At 61.1% G+C, this 16,346-nt stretch carries 16 protein-coding genes; 6 read left to right on the plus strand and 10 right to left on the minus strand.

Translation table 11 applies throughout. The features are described from left to right. Window positions 1-155 precede the first annotated feature (155 nt). Entirely contained in the window at window positions 156-2,978 is a 2,823-nt protein-coding gene (gene gyrA / locus OS035_RS25195; RefSeq protein ID WP_310807545.1) for a DNA gyrase subunit A, read from the plus strand. Between the two features lie 335 nt (window positions 2,979-3,313). On the opposite strand, the gene OS035_RS25200 is transcribed toward gyrA, so the two are convergent. After that, a complete protein-coding gene (locus tag OS035_RS25200) occupies window positions 3,314-3,469 on the minus strand; it encodes a hypothetical protein (protein ID WP_003539654.1) in 156 nt (51 codons plus the stop codon). A 142-nt stretch (window positions 3,470-3,611) separates the two neighbouring features. After that, complete coding sequence (locus tag OS035_RS25205; protein WP_097628909.1) at window positions 3,612-3,890, minus strand: hypothetical protein; 279 nt, start codon at window positions 3,888-3,890, stop codon at window positions 3,612-3,614. Window positions 3,891-3,980: 90 nt separating this feature from the next. On the opposite strand from OS035_RS25205, the gene coaD reads away from it, so the two are divergent. From coaD to tgt, 5 genes are all read left to right on the plus strand, one after another. Next, window positions 3,981-4,475, plus strand: coding sequence for a pantetheine-phosphate adenylyltransferase (gene coaD, locus OS035_RS25210; RefSeq protein WP_097628908.1), 495 nt, complete (start codon window positions 3,981-3,983; stop codon window positions 4,473-4,475). Window positions 4,476-4,533: 58 nt separating this feature from the next. Then, window positions 4,534-5,106: a peptidylprolyl isomerase gene (locus tag OS035_RS25215; RefSeq protein WP_310807544.1), complete on the plus strand. Its 573-nt coding sequence runs from the start codon at window positions 4,534-4,536 to the stop codon at window positions 5,104-5,106. 28 nt (window positions 5,107-5,134) lie between these two features. Next, the gene (locus tag OS035_RS25220) at window positions 5,135-5,644 is read left to right on the plus strand and encodes a peptidylprolyl isomerase (protein ID WP_003573154.1); all 510 of its coding nucleotides are present in this window, start codon (window positions 5,135-5,137) and stop codon (window positions 5,642-5,644) included. A 76-nt stretch (window positions 5,645-5,720) separates the two neighbouring features. Then, window positions 5,721-6,806, plus strand: coding sequence for a tRNA preQ1(34) S-adenosylmethionine ribosyltransferase-isomerase QueA (gene queA / locus OS035_RS25225; RefSeq protein WP_331814203.1), 1,086 nt, complete (start codon window positions 5,721-5,723; stop codon window positions 6,804-6,806). Beyond that, window positions 6,803-7,933: a tRNA guanosine(34) transglycosylase Tgt gene (tgt, locus tag OS035_RS25230; RefSeq protein ID WP_331814204.1), complete on the plus strand. Its 1,131-nt coding sequence runs from the start codon at window positions 6,803-6,805 to the stop codon at window positions 7,931-7,933. The genes queA and tgt overlap by 4 nt, the downstream gene beginning before the upstream one ends. A gap of 2 nt (window positions 7,934-7,935) precedes the next feature. Here tgt and OS035_RS25235 read toward each other — a convergent pair whose 3' ends face one another. The 8 genes from OS035_RS25235 to OS035_RS25270 all read right to left on the minus strand — a co-directional run bounded on the left by OS035_RS25235 (window position 7,936) and on the right by OS035_RS25270 (window position 16,284). Further along, on the minus strand, window positions 7,936-9,018 hold the full coding sequence (locus OS035_RS25235) for an acyltransferase family protein (protein ID WP_183853523.1): 1,083 nt from the start codon (window positions 9,016-9,018) through the stop codon (window positions 7,936-7,938). Between the two features lie 106 nt (window positions 9,019-9,124). Next, window positions 9,125-9,553 carry a DUF4864 domain-containing protein gene (locus OS035_RS25240; RefSeq protein ID WP_183853521.1) on the minus strand — a complete coding sequence of 143 codons (429 nt, stop codon included), beginning with the start codon at window positions 9,551-9,553 and terminating at the stop codon, window positions 9,125-9,127. A gap of 80 nt (window positions 9,554-9,633) precedes the next feature. Then, window positions 9,634-10,899, minus strand: a complete 1,266-nt coding sequence (gene fabF, locus OS035_RS25245) for a beta-ketoacyl-ACP synthase II (RefSeq protein ID WP_331814205.1) — start codon at window positions 10,897-10,899, stop codon at window positions 9,634-9,636. A 13-nt stretch (window positions 10,900-10,912) separates the two neighbouring features. After that, a complete protein-coding gene (locus OS035_RS25250) occupies window positions 10,913-11,419 on the minus strand; it encodes a winged helix-turn-helix transcriptional regulator (protein WP_183853517.1) in 507 nt (168 codons plus the stop codon). 58 nt (window positions 11,420-11,477) lie between these two features. Beyond that, window positions 11,478-12,011 carry an NUDIX hydrolase gene (locus OS035_RS25255; RefSeq protein ID WP_183777790.1) on the minus strand — a complete coding sequence of 178 codons (534 nt, stop codon included), beginning with the start codon at window positions 12,009-12,011 and terminating at the stop codon, window positions 11,478-11,480. 130 nt (window positions 12,012-12,141) lie between these two features. Next, on the minus strand, window positions 12,142-12,963 hold the full coding sequence (locus tag OS035_RS25260; RefSeq protein WP_331814221.1) for an inositol monophosphatase family protein: 822 nt from the start codon (window positions 12,961-12,963) through the stop codon (window positions 12,142-12,144). Between the two features lie 31 nt (window positions 12,964-12,994). Next, window positions 12,995-14,056 carry an ABC transporter ATP-binding protein gene (locus OS035_RS25265; protein WP_331814206.1) on the minus strand — a complete coding sequence of 354 codons (1,062 nt, stop codon included), beginning with the start codon at window positions 14,054-14,056 and terminating at the stop codon, window positions 12,995-12,997. Further along, entirely contained in the window at window positions 14,053-16,284 is a 2,232-nt protein-coding gene (locus OS035_RS25270; protein WP_331814207.1) for an ABC transporter permease, read from the minus strand. Before OS035_RS25270 ends, OS035_RS25265 begins: the two co-directional genes overlap by 4 nt. Window positions 16,285-16,346 lie beyond the last annotated feature (62 nt).

Consider the following 16,346-nt stretch of genomic DNA (forward strand, 5'->3'; position numbering starts at 1 on the left):
GCCAGCGGCGGATTTGTCCGGTGCGGCCGCGCCACTTGCATGTTTTACCCTCTTTAAGCCGCAAAAGCCTGTTCAAAACGCCCCGTGAAATTGGCGCGGGAACAGGCTTTCCGCTATAAATCTTCAAGTGATTCTAGAAGAGATCGTGATCTGTTTTGACTGAGCAAACACCCCCCGGCGGCGGGAAGCTCCCGCCAGGCATCGAGCCCATCTCCATCATGGAGGAAATGCAGCGGTCGTATCTCGATTACGCCATGAGCGTCATCGTCAGCCGCGCGCTGCCCGACGTGCGCGACGGCCTGAAGCCCGTGCACCGGCGCATCCTTTACGGCATGTCCGAGCTCGGCATCGACTGGAACAAGAAATACGTCAAATGCGCCCGCGTCACCGGTGACGTGATGGGTAAATACCATCCGCATGGCAATTCGGCGATCTACGATGCGCTGGCCCGCATGGCCCAGCCCTGGTCGCTGCGTCTGCCGCTGATCGATGGCCAGGGCAATTTCGGCTCGGTCGACGGTGATCCGCCGGCGGCTGAACGTTACACCGAATGCCGCCTCGAAAAGGCAGCCCATTCGCTGCTCGACGATCTCGACAAGGAAACCGTCGATTTCCGCGACAACTACGACGGCACGCTTTCCGAGCCGGTCGTGGTGCCCGCCAAGTTCCCGAACCTGCTCGTCAACGGCGCCGGCGGCATCGCCGTCGGTATGGCGACCAATATTCCGCCGCATAACCTGTCGGAAGTCATCGACGGCTGCATCGCGCTGATCAACGATCCGGCTATCGAACTGCCGGACCTGATGCAGATCATTCCCGGCCCCGACTTCCCGACGGGTGCGAAGATCCTCGGCCGTGCCGGCATTCGCTCGGCCTATGAGACCGGCCGCGGTTCGGTCATCATGCGTGGTGTCGCGGCCATCGAGCCGATGCGCGGCGACCGCGAGCAGATCATCATCACCGAGATCCCCTACCAGGTGAACAAGGCGACGATGATCGAGAAGATGGCCGAGCTGGTGCGCGACAAGCGCATCGAAGGCATCTCCGACCTGCGCGACGAATCCGACCGTCAGGGCTATCGCGTCGTCGTCGAATTGAAGCGCGACGCCAATGCCGAGGTCATCCTCAACCAGCTTTATCGCTATACGCCGCTGCAGACGTCCTTCGGCTGCAACATGGTGGCGCTGAACGGCGGCAAGCCTGAGCAGCTGACCCTACTCGACATGCTGCGCGCCTTCGTCTCCTTCCGCGAGGAGGTTGTTAGCCGGAGAACGAAATTCCTGCTGCGCAAGGCGCGCGACCGTGCTCATGTGTTGGTCGGTCTCGCCATAGCCGTCGCCAATATCGATGAAGTCATCCGCGTCATCCGCCAGGCGCCCGATCCGCAGTCGGCCCGCGAAGAACTGATGACCCGCCGCTGGCCGGCCGAAGATGTCGAAAGCCTGATCCGTCTGATCGACGATCCGCGCCATCGCATCAACGAGGACCTGACCTACAACCTGTCCGAAGAGCAGGCCCGCGCCATCCTCGAACTGCGCCTTGCCCGTCTGACGGCCCTTGGCCGCGACGAAATCGGCGACGAACTCAACAAGATCGGCGAGGAAATCAAGGATTACCTCGATATTCTCTCCTCGCGCGTCCGCATCCAGAGCATCGTCAAGGATGAGCTCACTGCCGTGCGTGACGAATTCGGCACGCCGCGCCGCACCGAGATCGTCGACGGCGGCCTCGAAATGGACGACGAGGATCTGATTGCCCGCGAGGACATGGTCGTCACCGTCTCGCATCTCGGCTATATCAAGCGCGTGCCGCTGACCACCTATCGCGCCCAGCGCCGCGGCGGCAAGGGCCGCTCCGGTATGACCACTCGCGACGAGGATTTCGTTAGCCGGCTATTCGTCGTCAACACCCACACTCCGGTCCTGTTCTTCTCCTCGCGCGGCATCGTTTACAAGGAAAAGGTCTGGCGTCTGCCGATCGGCACGCCGACCTCGCGCGGCAAGGCACTGATCAACATGCTGCCGCTCGCACCCGGCGAACGCATCACCACCATCCTGCCCTTGCCCGAGGACGAGGAGAGCTGGGACAATCTCGACGTCATGTTCTCGACGACGCGGGGAACGGTTCGCCGCAACAAGCTGTCGGACTTCGTCCAGGTCAACCGCAACGGCAAGATCGCCATGAAGCTCGAGGAGGAGGGCGACGAAATCCTCTCCGTCGAGACCTGCACGGAAAATGACGACGTGCTGCTGACGACGGCGCTCGGCCAGTGCATCCGCTTCTCGGTCGACGACGTCCGCGTTTTCGCCGGCCGCAATTCGATCGGCGTGCGCGGCATCAGCCTTGCCGGCGGCGACCGCATCATCTCGATGACCATCGTCCGCCATGTCAACGCCGAGCCGTGGGAGCGCGCCGCCTATCTGAAGCGCGCCGCCAACGACCGCCGCCTGACGACAGGTGAGGCCGAGGAGATCGCGCTGGTCGGCGAGGAAGTCACCGAAGAGGGACAGCTCTCCGACGAGCGTTATGAGGAGCTGAAGCAGCTCGAGCAATTCGTGCTCACCGTCTCCGAAAAGGGCTTCGGCAAACGTTCGTCGTCCTACGATTTCCGCATCTCCGGCCGCGGCGGCAAGGGCATCCGCGCCACCGACACGTCGAAGACAGGCGAGATCGGTGAACTGGTCGCGGCCTTCCCCGTCGATGATGGCGACCAGATCATGCTGGTTTCCGATGGCGGCCAGCTGATCCGCGTGCCGGTCGGCGGCATCCGCATCGCAAGCCGTGCCACCAAGGGCGTCACCATCTTCTCGACGGCCAAGGACGAGAAGGTCGTCTCTGTCGAACGCATCAGCGAGCCGGAGGAGGATGAGACGGAGGAGGCTGTCGAGGTCGCCGGAGGCGCCGCCACCACCGAGGAAGCGGCTGCCGGCGAGGCGCCGGCTGCCGATGGTGACCCGGCCGGGCCGGCTGAGGACTGATCAAGTAAAAAGGGCGGCTTCGGGCCGCCCTTTTCTTTTTAACCCGCGCTCGTCCTTACCGGCCCAAAGAAAAAGCCGGACGCTGGGTGCATCCGGCTTTGAATGGCCTTGGCAGCGGAAGGGGTGCCGCTCAAGGTGGGGAAGGAGTTGGGATAAGAGGAATGTCAGAATGCGCTATGTTTTTCGTTCAGCGCCTTTACCTCTTCACCTTCGCGCCGAAGCGCAGATATTGTCGAGGCTACAGACACTATGAACATGACGCTGATAAGGGCGGTGAGCACTGTCAAGATCGTGAACATAGGCATTCCTTTCCTGGGGAGTTGCGTTCTCGCCCCTCAGTACTGGCCCAGTACGGCCGTCCGGGCCGAAGCATAGGGACCATAAACCTTGGACGTATCAACCTTCTGATCATAGAGAGCGACAGTTGCGGTCAGCATGCCCGTGACCATTACCATCCAGAGCACGTTAATCATCGTAATCTTGCCGGGCATCTTTAGTCCTTCCTGCCGCGATAATCGCATCTATGTATCGGTTGAATGAACGCATCCGTTTTAAAATGGTTCCGCCGGATGTTGACGGGGTGTTTACCAATGCCGATCTGAAGCCTCCTTGAATGTCTCGTTCATCTGGCGTTCAGATTCGAACGTCGTTTTTTGCGCGCAGCCGGCCCTGGGCCCGCACGATCGCGGCATGCTCGGCAAGCTCCGGCCGCACCCAGCTCACTTCGTAGCGATCGGCGAAATAGCCATAGGCTATCTCGGCGGCAAGCGAGGAAACGACGGCAAGTGCAACAAGCACGATCAGCATGGAATTGGTCTTTCGGGAGGCGCCGGACGCCGGAATGGCATCAGCTGCGTTGATGATCTGAGTTAAGCAGATCCTGTCTGAAACCGCCTTGAACGGGCCGTTCATCCACCGTTCAACCGTCCGGGATGATTGGCCAAATCACTTGCGGCAAGCCGGCATCCGTGACAAAAGGCGTCAAACCAACGGTCGGGCCAGATGACGACAGCTTTTTATCCCGGGTCTTTCGACCCGATCACCAATGGGCATGTGGATGTTCTGGTCCAGGCACTGAACGTCGCCGAAAAGGTGATCGTCGCGATCGGTATCCACCCCGGCAAAGCGCCGCTCTTTTCCTTCGAAGAGAGAGCCGAGCTGATCCGCCTTTCGCTGGCGGAAGCGCTGCCCGGCAAGACCGGCGACATCGACGTCGTCGCTTTCGACAATCTGGTCGTCGACGCCGCCCGCGCCCATGGCGCCACGCTTTTGATCCGCGGTCTCCGCGACGGCACCGATCTTGATTACGAAATGCAGATGGCCGGCATGAACAGGACGATGGCGCCCGATATCCAGACCATCTTTTTGCCGGCGGGAACGGCCTCGCGGCCCATTACGGCCACATTGGTCCGCCAGATCGCCGCCATGGGCGGCGATGTCAGCGCCTTCGTGCCGGCCGCCGTCTTGCAAGCCCTCTCATCCAAGCGCCCAGACTGATAAATACGAAGTCTGGCAAGCGCAAAGACCAGGCGAAACCCGCCGCAACGGAGCCCATATGAAACTCTTTTATCTCGCATTTGCCGGCGTGTTGTATCTCGCCTCCTTCGCGGGGGACGCCTTCGCCCAGTCGACCGATCATTATCTCACCATCCAGTTGAAGAACGGCCCCGTCGTCATCCAGCTGATGCCTGAGGTAGCGCCGAAGCATGTCGCCCAGATCGAGGCGCTGGCCAAGAAGGGTGAATACGACAACGTTGCCTTCCACCGCGTCATCGACGGCTTCATGGCCCAGACCGGCGACGTCAAATACGGCAATATGGAAAAGGGTTTCGATGCGAGTCTCGCCGGCACCGGCTCCTCCGACATGCCGGATATTCCGGCCGAGTTCTCCAAGACCCCGTTCGTGCGCGGCACGGTCGGCATGGCCCGCTCGCAGGATCCGAATTCCGCCAATTCGCAGTTCTTCATCATGTTCGCCGACGGCTCCTTCCTCAACGGCCAGTACACCGTTGTCGGCAAGGTCGTGTCCGGCATGGAAAATGTCGACAAGATCAAGCGCGGCGAAGGCCAGAACGGCGAAGTCAAAAGTCCCGACCGGATGATCAAGGTCGCCCTGGGCAAGAAGTAAGTTACGAGAGAAACAAGAGGAGAAGGCAATGGCCGAGATCAAGGATCCCGAAAACACCATCATTCTGGAAACCACCAAGGGCAAGGTTGTCATTCAGCTTCTGCCGCAGGTCGCCCCGGAGCATGTCGCCCGCATCAAGGAACTCGCCCGCGAAAAGGCCTATGACGGCGTCGTTTTCCACCGCGTCATCCAGGATTTCATGGCGCAGACGGGCGATGTCGAATTCGGCAAGAAGGGCTCGGAAACCTTCAATCCCGGCCGCGCCGGCATGGGCGGCTCCTCCAAGCCGGATCTGAAGGCTGAATTCTCCGCGACCACCCATACGCGCGGCACCTGCTCGATGGCCCGTTCGCAGAACCCGAACTCCGCCAATTCGCAGTTCTTCATCTGCTTCACCGACGCGCCCTGGCTGAACAAGCAGTATTCCGTCTGGGGCCAGGTCATCGAAGGCATGGACAACGTCGACAAGATCAAGCGCGGCGAGCCGGTTTCCGATCCGGACTCGATCGTGTCGATGCGGGTTGCCGCCGACGTCTGATTGTGATTTCTGCTGAAACCCGCTCTTGCGCGTTAACCGCGTGGGGGCGGGTTTCGCTTTGTCTGAAAGTGCCGTTATGCGCGTAGACCTTTTCGATTTCGATCTGCCGGATGAACGCATCGCGTTGCGGCCCGCCGAGCCCCGCGACAGCGCCCGTCTGCTCGTCGTCAACCCCCATGCTGAAACCGTGCTCTCCGATCATCGGGTCGGCGATCTGCCGTCCTTTCTGCGGCCGGGCGATGCGCTGGTCTTCAATGACACCAAGGTCATTCCCGCCCAGCTGGAAGGCATCCGCCATCGCGAGGGTGCGGGCGGCAGGCAGGTGTCGGCAACGCTGCATATGCGCATCGGCCCCAGCCGCTGGAAGGCCTTTGCAAAACCCGGCAAGCGCATCAAGGAGGGCGACCGCATCGCCTTCGGTCATAGCGGCGAAAGCTGCTTTCTTGGCGCGCTCGATGCCACCGTCGAGGAAAAGGGCGAGGCCGGCGAAGTGACGCTCGCCTTCGATCTCACAGGCCCGGCGCTCGACGAGGCAATCGCCGCCGTCGGCCATATTCCGCTACCGCCCTATATCGCCGCCAAGCGCCCCGATGACGAGCGGGACCGCGCTGACTACCAGACGATCTACGCCCGCGAGGAGGGCGCCGTCGCTGCCCCCACCGCCGGCCTGCATTTCACGCCTGCGCTGTTCGAAGCGCTCGACAGAGCCGGCATCGAACGCCATTTCGTCACGCTGCATGTCGGCGCCGGCACCTTCCTGCCCGTGAAGGCTGACGACACCGTCGATCACAAGATGCACCTTGAAAGCGGCACTGTCAGCCCTGAGACTGCCGCGCAACTGAACGCCGTCAAGGCAAGGGGCGGGCGCATCGTCTGCGTCGGCACGACCTCGCTGCGGCTGATCGAAAGTGCTGCGGAAGAAAGCGGCGAGATCCGCGGCTGGAGCGGCGCCACCGGCATCTTTATCACGCCCGGCTATCGCTTCAAGGCTGTGGACATGCTGATGACCAATTTCCACCTGCCGCGCTCGACACTGTTCATGCTGGTCTCGGCCTTTTCAGGCTTCGAAACCATGCATGCGGCCTATGAACACGCCATTTCGACAGGCTACCGCTTCTACTCCTACGGAGACGCGAGCCTTCTTTTCCGGAAAGACAAATGACAGAAAACTTCCAATTTACGTTGAAGAAGACTGATGCCGGCGCGCGCCTCGGCGAAATTTCCATGCCGCGCGGCACCATCCGCACGCCGGCCTTCATGCCGGTGGGCACCGTCGGCACCGTCAAGGCGATGTATCTCGACCAGGTGCGCGAGAGCGGCGCCGACATCATCCTCGGCAATACCTATCATCTGATGCTGCGCCCCAGTGCCGAGCGCGTCGCCCGCCTCGGCGGCCTGCACAAGCTGATCCGCTGGGAACACCCGATCCTGACGGATTCCGGCGGTTTTCAGGTCATGTCGCTCTCCGGCCTGCGCAAGCTTGACGAGCAGGGCGTCACCTTCAAGTCGCATGTCGACGGCAGTCTGCACCATATGTCGCCGGAGCGCTCCATCGAGATCCAGGGGCTGCTCGGCTCCGATATCCAGATGCAGCTCGACGAATGCGTGGCGCTGCCGGCCGAGCCGAAGGAGATCGAGCGCGCCATGGAAATGTCGCTGCGCTGGGCCGAGCGCTGCCGGGTCGCTTTCGGCGAGCAGCCTGGAAAAGCGATGTTCGGCATCGTCCAGGGCGGCGACATCCCGGCGCTGCGTATCCGCTCGGCAGAGGCGCTGAGTCAGCTCGACCTCAAGGGTTATGCGGTCGGCGGCCTTGCTGTCGGCGAACCGCAGGACGTCATGCTGCAGATGCTGGAAACGACGCTGCCGGTGCTGCCGCTGGAAAAGCCGCGCTACCTCATGGGCGTCGGCACGCCTGACGATATGCTGAAATCGGTCGCCCGCGGCATCGACATGTTCGACTGCGTCATGCCGACCCGTTCCGGCCGCCACGGCCTGGCCTTTACCCGCCGCGGCAAGGTCAATATCCGCAATGCCCGCCATGCCGAGGACATGCGCCCGCTTGACGACCAGTCGAACTGCCCGGCCTCGCGCGACTATTCACGCGCCTATCTGCACCATCTCGTCCGCTCCAACGAAGCACTCGGCGGCATGCTGCTCTCCTGGCACAATCTGGCCTACTACCAGGAACTGATGCAGGGCATCCGCAAGGCAATCGCCGAAGGCCGCTTCGCCGATTTCATGGCGGAGACGATGGAGGAATGGGCGAGAGGCGACCTCGAACCGGTGTAAGGCTACGTCACCCCCGCCTGGCTTTCCGAGGTAACCTTGGACACCGGACTTGGTGCAACCATCATTCTGAGCTTTTTGCGCACCGGCTCGTCGAAGCGAATGGCGACGACGCTGGCCACAATGAAAATCGCTATCACGACGACCATACCGGCCGCCGGGGAGGCCGGGAGGTCAAAGCCTCTTTGCCGCAGTAAATGCAGTAACTCGAAAATAGGCGCATGCAGGATATAAATCGGATAGGAAACTATCCCCAGCCAGCGGAATACCAGCTCGACAAGGCCGGTCTGCCTCGTGCGCATTGCGATCCAGACAATGGCTGGGAAAATCACCAAGCACATGAAAAGATCAAAATAGGGAAAACCGTAGAATGTGCTCGCGGGTATATTCGTGATCACAATCAGGCAACCACAGAGGAAAATGCCGATGGTGTTGCCTCTATTGAATGCATTCGGCAGCCGAACCTCGTACAACCTGTAAAGGCAGATCCCGAGCGAGAACGAGAACAAAATTCTCGAGAAGCCAAATCCGAAGTAGCCCGCCTGATGGCCAATGTCGAAATTGCCTCCAAGGGCTCCGTACAAGGTGATACCCGCTGTCCCGAGGGCGATGGCGAGCAAGATTCTGGACGAAAGTCGCACCAGAAGAATGGAGAACAGCACTCCAGCCCAGAGTTCGAAGAAGAGCGACCAACTCGGCCCGTTTAACGGAAAGGCGCCGCCCGTGCCTGCGTTTGGAATGAATAGAATCGCCCGCAGCAGAAGGCCGGCCAGGGTAAGGTAATCGAAGCCGAATTGAATTGAATAGCTGACAAGGCCAACAGGAAGAGAAAGCAGGTAAACAGGATAAAGCCGAATGATCCGCTGCAGCAAAAATCTGGCAGGCGAAATCTGTTCCGTTGCCAGTTGCTTTTCGTATGAATTTGCCAGAACCACACCGCTCAAAAGAAAGAAGAAGTCGACGGCAAGGTAACTTATATTCGCCCGGATCGGACCAAGCGTGCCAGCGGTATGCAACAACATGACCATGATAGCCGCGATTCCTCGCAATGCCTCAAGAGCCGTGAAAAATCGCTTGCCAGTCTTCAACCTGCCAATCCTCCGCTGGCGGATTTTTACTCCAGCACGATTTCAAAATAGTTAGTGCAACGGATCCAGGGGCTGGGCATTGTTTCATCCAGCCAAGAATAGCGCGTCAGATGCCCTTGCTGTCGGCATCCGGCATGATCTGCACGCCGTTGATCCTGTAGCTGCCGTCCGGCTGGCGGGTGATCTGGTAGATCGCCGTCCAATCCTTGCCGTCGCGGCCGGAGATCAGCACCTCGTGATAGATCAGCGCGCCGTTGTCGATCGAGCGGCTGCGGCCGAAGGCGTAGTTGCCGGGATGATAGACCGGCTCGTAGCTCTTCTTCACCATGGCGAAGAACAGGTTCTTGTCGGGATACATCGCCCTGATGCCAGGAGCGGCGAAGGAATAGGCGGTTTCGGCGTCGTCCTTGAGGAAGGCTTTGATCTGTTCTTCGATCATCGTCCGCGTCGTGTCGATGGGGTCTTCGGCGCGAGCCGAGACTGTGGAGAAGAGGGACGCGGCACACAGAATGACAACTGCGAAGAAGGCGCGCATGGGGAATCTCCCGCTCTATCGGAGAATGATCCCCGATAGAGCAGAAGTGTAGGCGATTTTTTACTTAAGAAAAGCGGACTTTACGACCAGCGGCGGAAGAGGGCGCTGGCATTGACTCCGCCGAAGCCGAAACCGTTGGTGATGGCGTAGTCCATCGTCAGCGGCCGCGCCATCTTGCCGACGATATCGATCCCATCGGCGACGGCATCGGCGTGATCCAGGTTGCGGGTCGGCGGCGCGATCTGATCGCGCAGCGCCAGGATGGTGAAGATCACCTCCAGCCCGCCGGCAGCACCCAGCAGATGGCCGGTCGCCGATTTCGTCGCGCTGACGGCAATGCCGCCATCCCGGCCGAAGACCGTGGCGATCGCCGCGATCTCGCCTTTGTCGCCGACCGGTGTCGAGGTCGCATGCGCGTTCAGATGCTTGACCTCGGACGCCGGGATCTTCGCCTGCCGGAGCGCTGCCTCGATCGCCCGGCGCGCGCCGTCGCCGTCTTCGGGACCTGAGGTCATGTGGTAGGCGTCCGCTGCCGTGCCGTAGCCGACGAGTTCGGCAAGCGGCGTCGCGCCGCGAGCAAGTGCATGCTTCAGCGTTTCGATCACCAGGATGCCGGCGCCTTCGCCCATGACGAAGCCGTCGCGCGCCGTGTCGAAGGGCCGCGACGCCAGCTCCGGCGTTTCGTTGAAGCCGGTGGAAAGGGCACGCGCCGCGGCAAAACCGCCAAGGCTCACCTTGTCGATGCAGGCCTCGGCGCCGCCGCAGATCGCCACATCCGCTTCGCCGGAACGGATCAGCCGCGCCGCATCGCCGATCGCCTGGACGCTGGCCGCGCACGCCGTCACCGGCGCGCCGAGAGGGCCCTTGAAGCCGTAGCGGATGCTGACCTGGCCGGCGGCGAGGTTGACGAGGAAGGAGGGCACGGTGAAGGGAGACAGTCGCCGCACGCCGCGCGCCTCACCGATCCGGACTGCCTCGGCGATGGCAGGAAAGCCGCCGACGCCCGAGGCGATGATCGTTGCCGTGCGTTCGCGCGCGCCTTCGTCGGTTGGCATCCATCCGGCCTGCTTCACCGCTTCCTCCGCCGCCGCCATGGCGAACTGGATGAAGCGGTCCATCTTCTTTTGGTCCTTGGGCGTGATGTAACGGTCGGGATCGAAACCGGCCTCCGCATCCTCTGTGGTATCAGGAACGATGCCGCCGACCTTGGCCGGCAGCTCGCCGACGATATCGTCCGAAAGCAGCCTCAGCCCCGACCTGCCGTCAAGAAGGCGCCTCCAGGCGAGCTCGACGCCTGTGCCGAGCGGCGAGACAAGTCCCATGCCGGTGACAACGATGCGATCCATGATATTTTCCTCTCTATGCGTCGATGCCGAGATACCAGGCGCGCATGCGGGCGATCCGCTCGTGCACCGCGTCGTCGGCTGCGGGGCCTGCAAGCAGGCTGGTGTTTTCGGGAGTCACTTCTTCGCCGGTCCGTGCGTCGACCAGCACCGCCTCGCGCTCTTTTCCGGAGGCGGCGTCGCCGAGCAGAAAGGCAAGATCTTCTTCGGGAATGTGCCGGCTTCCCCAGGAAAACAGCGTCATCAGCACCGGAAAGAAATCGAGGCCCTTGTCTGTCAGCCGATATTCGTAGCGGGCAGGGCGCTGATGATAGAGCCGCCGTTCGAACAGCCCCTGATCCGTCAGGTGTTTCAGCCGCCGCGTCAGGATGTTCGGCGCCACCCCGAGGCTCTTCTGGAAATCGTCGAAGCGCGACAGTCCCTGAAAGGCATCGCGCAGGATGAGGATGCTCCACCAGTCGCCGACGCTGTCGAGCGCGCGCGCTGCCGGGCATTTGAATTGGCTGAAGCTCGTCCGTTGCATAGGATGTCACTATAGCAGTGACTATCATGATGCAAGTAACTAATAGAGGTGACAGCTGTCAGCGAGGATCGCGCTTCCTGCGCGGGCGAACTTCAAATTCGACGAGCAGCGACTTGAGTTCGATCTCGCGAACGCGTCGTGCCGCTTCATCGGGGCTGACCCATTCCAAAATGCGCTGGCCTTGCTCCTTGAAGTCGTTGCTGATCTCGACGACTTCAACCTGAAACAAATCGACGATGCAGGGAGCTACGTCGCCATCGTCGAGGTCCTTCAGATAGGTGTAGCGGCCGACCGGTTTCTTCCTCACCGTCCCGCGCACGCCTGCTTCCTCCCAGGCTTCGATCGCTGCCGCTTCAAACGGCTTCTTCCCTTTCATCGGCCACCCTTTCGGAATGACCCAGCGCGCGCTCTCGCGCGATGTGATCACGAGGATTTCGATTCCCGCTCCGTCATTGGCGTAGCGGAAGCAAATCGCGCCGTATTGTTGGCGGAATGCCCCCGAAAACAGCTTGGCAGGAACGGCGGCGAGCTGCCGCAGCAATGGCTGAGACTTGTCTGGTCGAGGCTTGCTGCGTTTTTTCGGAGTCTTCATGGCAATTGGGGATTGTTGAATTTGCTGATTCTTCACCCGCCTGAGCGTGTTCATGGCAGATTATGATAATCAGTTGTAGGCGCAACCATCCGCCGTTGTCAGCCGTGCGCTCGCCGCCACGCAGCCTGCTTTATAGTGCGGTTCTATTACCGTCGCGCAGATTGTGAATCGCCAACAATTCCGGATATGCGGAAACATTGCTGGCCAGGACGGGATGCCCCTTGAACAAATCTTCGCCCTCGGTCGGGAAGGGCAGGTACCGGCCGCCGGCTTCTTTCACAAGGCAATAACCCGCCATGCAGTCCCAAGCCCGCATGTGAGGTTCATAATAGCCGACGAGACGCCCTGCAGCCACATAGGCAAGCATCAGCGCTCCGGAGCCGTTCCGAATAAACGTGCCGCCGCTGGCGAGCAACGCCGTTATGATGGAGCCGACAACCTCCGGAGCGACGTGCGTATTGCAGCCAATGCCCGTCATGGCGTTCTGTATCGTGCGGGAGGGATCGAGCAAAAGCGTCTCGCCATTCAAGCTCGCGCCAAGGCCAAGGGCTGCGGCATAAAGCTCATTCGCGCAAGGCGCTTGGATCACGCCGACGACCGGGACGCCTTGGTAGAGGACAGCGACCGAAACGCACCAGGTGGGCATGCCATTGACGAAGGGCGCCGTGCCGTCGATCGGATCGACAACCCAGGTATAGCCGGAACGTCCCGCTTGATGGCCAAACTCCTCGCCGAGGAAACCGTCCTCGGGAATTGCTTTTGCAACCCGCTCGCGCAGAAAGGTCTCGACGTTCCGATCCGCGATCGACACGACATCCTGAAGATCGCGCTTTGTCTCGATCACAAGAGTCTCGCGCTTGTTGAAATAATCGAGCGCCAAAGCGCCAGCCTCCTCAGCAAGGCACTTGGCCAGGGCGAAGCGCCGTTCCAGGTCGGTGTCATGCATAGTCATGTTGCTATCCTTTATTCGCATTTCAAAAATTTCAGGCATTGATCAGCGCAATGCCGCGGTTCTCGAACCCCAGTGTGACATCGCTCGCAGGCGACAGGTTTCTTTCAACGGCATGGTCGATGATGAAAAGCGTTCCGACATCAGTTTCGATCTCATATTCGACATGTCCGCCAAGATAGGCACTATGGAGCACGCGTCCCGCCAGACCCTCGTGGCCGGCTGCCGCTATGGAGATCGATCCGGGCCTGACGGCGAGTTTTGCCATGCCGAGCTTTGCGCTGCGGCTTGGCAAACGATAATGCACGCCGGCCACGCGGATAAGCGCCTCCGTCCCTTCGACGCCGATCACCTCGCAGGGAATGACATTGGCCTCGCCCATGAAATCGGCGATGAAGGACGATGCCGGCGCTTCATAGAGCTCACGCGGCGTCCCGGACTGGGCAATCTCACCATCCTTCATGACGATGATGCGGTCGGACACCGCCAGAGCCTCATCCTGGTCATGGGTGACATAAACGGCGGTGAAGCCGAGCCGTTGCTGCAGTTCGCGGATTTCCGTGCGCACCCGGCGGCGCAGGCGTGCATCGAGGTTGGAGAGCGGTTCGTCGAGCAGCAGCACCTGCGGCTCGAGCACGAGCGCGCGGGCAACTGCGACGCGTTGCTGCTGCCCCCCGGAAAGCTCGGCCGGCAGGCGATGGCCCATGCCCGCGAGGCCGACGAGCTTTAATCCTTCCTCCGCCTTTTCCCGCGCTTCCTTCTTGCCGAGGCCCGACGACTGCAGACCGTAAGCGACATTATCGAGCGAAGTCATATGCGGAAACAGGGCATAGGACTGAAACACCATCGAGACATCGCGCTCATTGGCGGGCAGCATGGTAACGTCAGCGCCGCCGATCAGAATACGCCCGGATGTCGGATGCTCGAGCCCGGCCAGCATGCGCAGCGTGGTGGTTTTGCCGCAGCCGGATGGGCCGAGCAAGGTCACCAGTGTGCCCGCCTCGATGGAGAGGGAAAGGTCCGGAATGGCCGTGAATGCACCGAAAGACTTGCGGACATTCTGGAAGGTGACGGAACCGGGTTTGACGGTGATCATGCGGTTTTCTCCTGACCGAGAGGAACAGAGGGAGCTGAGCTGGTGCCGACGACGCGATTTTCGCGGCGTAGGCGGCGCTCGCCGACGACGAGCTGGAAGCCGGCGATGACAATGCTCATCACCACGATCAGCATGGATGAATAGGCGATCGCCACGCCGTACTCCCCATTCTCGACGAGGCCGACGATATAGGACGTGGCCATGTTGTATTCCGCGCTGACGAGGAAGATGACAGCGCTGATCGAGGTTATGGCGCGAACGAAAGAGTAGACCAGGGCAGCGGTGATGGCTGGCCGCAGCAGCGGCAGGATCACCTTGCGGATCGTCCGGAAACTGTCCGCACGCAAAGTCAGCGAAGCCTCGTCCAGGCTCTTGTCGAGCTGGCTCATCGCCGCGATCCCGCCGCGTACGCCGACCGGCATATTGCGGAAGACGAAGCAGAGGATGAGGATCAGCGCCGAGCCGGTCATCTCGATCGGAGGCAGGTTGAAAGCCATGATGTAGCTGACGCCGATGACCGTTCCGGGGATGGCGAAGCTCATCATCAGCGCGAATTCGAAGACGTTCCGCCCGACGAATTTCTGCCGTACGATGATATAAGCCGTGAGCAGGCCCACGGCAGCGGTCAGGGGCGCGGAGACGAGCGCGATTTCCATCGTCGTCCAGAAGGAGTTCCACGCCACGCCGGTCCACGCGATTGCGCCATTGTCGAAACCGATCGAGAAGGCGCGAGCGTAATGGTCGAGCGTCAGCGAGTTGTCGAGGCCCCAGGTTTTCACGAAGCCGCCGATCAGGATCATTCCATAAACGATGACGGTGAAAATCATCCACGGAACGACCACCGCATGCACGGCAATGGAAAGGCCCCGCGGCAATGCGATATGAGCGCCGCTGTCGCCCTTGCCGGTGACCGTGGCGAAGCTTTTGCCCGATAGCCAGAGACGCTGGGCAAGGAATGCCGAGAGAGTGAAGCAGAGGAGCACGATGGCAAGAACGGCCGCGCGCGACGGATCGTTCTGCGATCCGACGACGGCAAAGAAGATTTCCGTCGAAAGTACGCCATGCGTGCCGCCGAGCACGAGCGGATTGCCGAAATCGGCCATGCTCTCGATGAAGCCGATCAGGAAGGCGTTGGCGAGACCGGGCTTCATCAGTGGCAGGGAGACGCGCCAGAACGTTCGCCAACGACCGGCACGCAGGGTCTGCGATGCCTCCTCCATCGAGGGGCTGACGCCTTCGACGACACCGATAAGAACGAGGAAGGCGATCGGCGTAAAGGAGAGCACCTGGGCGATCCAGATACCGGTGAGCCCATAGAGCCAGCGGCCTGGCTCGATACCCAACAGGCTGGACAAGGCCTCGGTGATAACGCCGGCGCGGCCGAACAGCAGCGTCAGCGCCAGGCCGATGACGAAGGGCGGCGTGATGATCGGCAGCACCGTCAGCAGGCGCAATCCCTTCTTGAAAGGAAAACGCGTGCGCGTCGCCACCAGCGCAAAGCCGAGGCCGAGCAGGGTCGAGCCGGAAGCTGTCATGACGGCGAGAAGGAGTGTGCGCCAGGCAACACCGCAACGTTCTTCGCCCGCTATGCAGGCCAGGCTCCAAATGCCGGGGTCCTGGATGTTGCGTATAAGACCATCCGGATTGAAGGAACCGTCGAAATCCTGCACCGAAGCGATGAACATGCTGCCGATCGGGTAGAAAACGAAGACGGTGACCAGGAATGCAAGGATGGAAATCGAGCCGACGATGAAGGCGTCTCCCTTCATCACTCCGCGTTCGGCCAGTCCGAAGGCAAAGAGGAGAACGAAGACGAGCGCCAGGAGGACCGCGCCGGCACCCATCGAAGGCTGTCCTTCGGACAACATGCCGAACAGGTTTTCACTGATTGCCCAGGTCCAGCCGGAAAAGCCGATTGCCAGTCCCTGCAGAGACAGGAAGACGAGGCCGACGGCGCCGATCCAGGCGAGCAGGGTTCCGCGCCGCATCGGATCGCCCACCAGACGCACCAAACAGCCGAGCAGGAAGAGCAGGACAACGCCGGCAAGCCAAATTCTTCCATGCTGCAGGATTTGTAGCAGGCCTGGCGCCGTATCGGCGGAGAACGGGAATGCAGACAGCCATTTGAATCCGAAGAAGCCGCCCTCGATGCGATACCACGGGACCAGGATCAGGGCAGCCGCCCCCAGGCCAAGGACGATGTCCAATCGGCGATTGCCACGTCTCATGGCATACCTCTCTTATTTCACGTTGATGAAATGGGAGAATGGAGCGGCATCCCGGACTCGTC

This window comes from Rhizobium sp. 268 (assembly GCF_036571585.1).
Classification (GTDB): domain Bacteria; phylum Pseudomonadota; class Alphaproteobacteria; order Rhizobiales; family Rhizobiaceae; genus Rhizobium; species Rhizobium redzepovicii.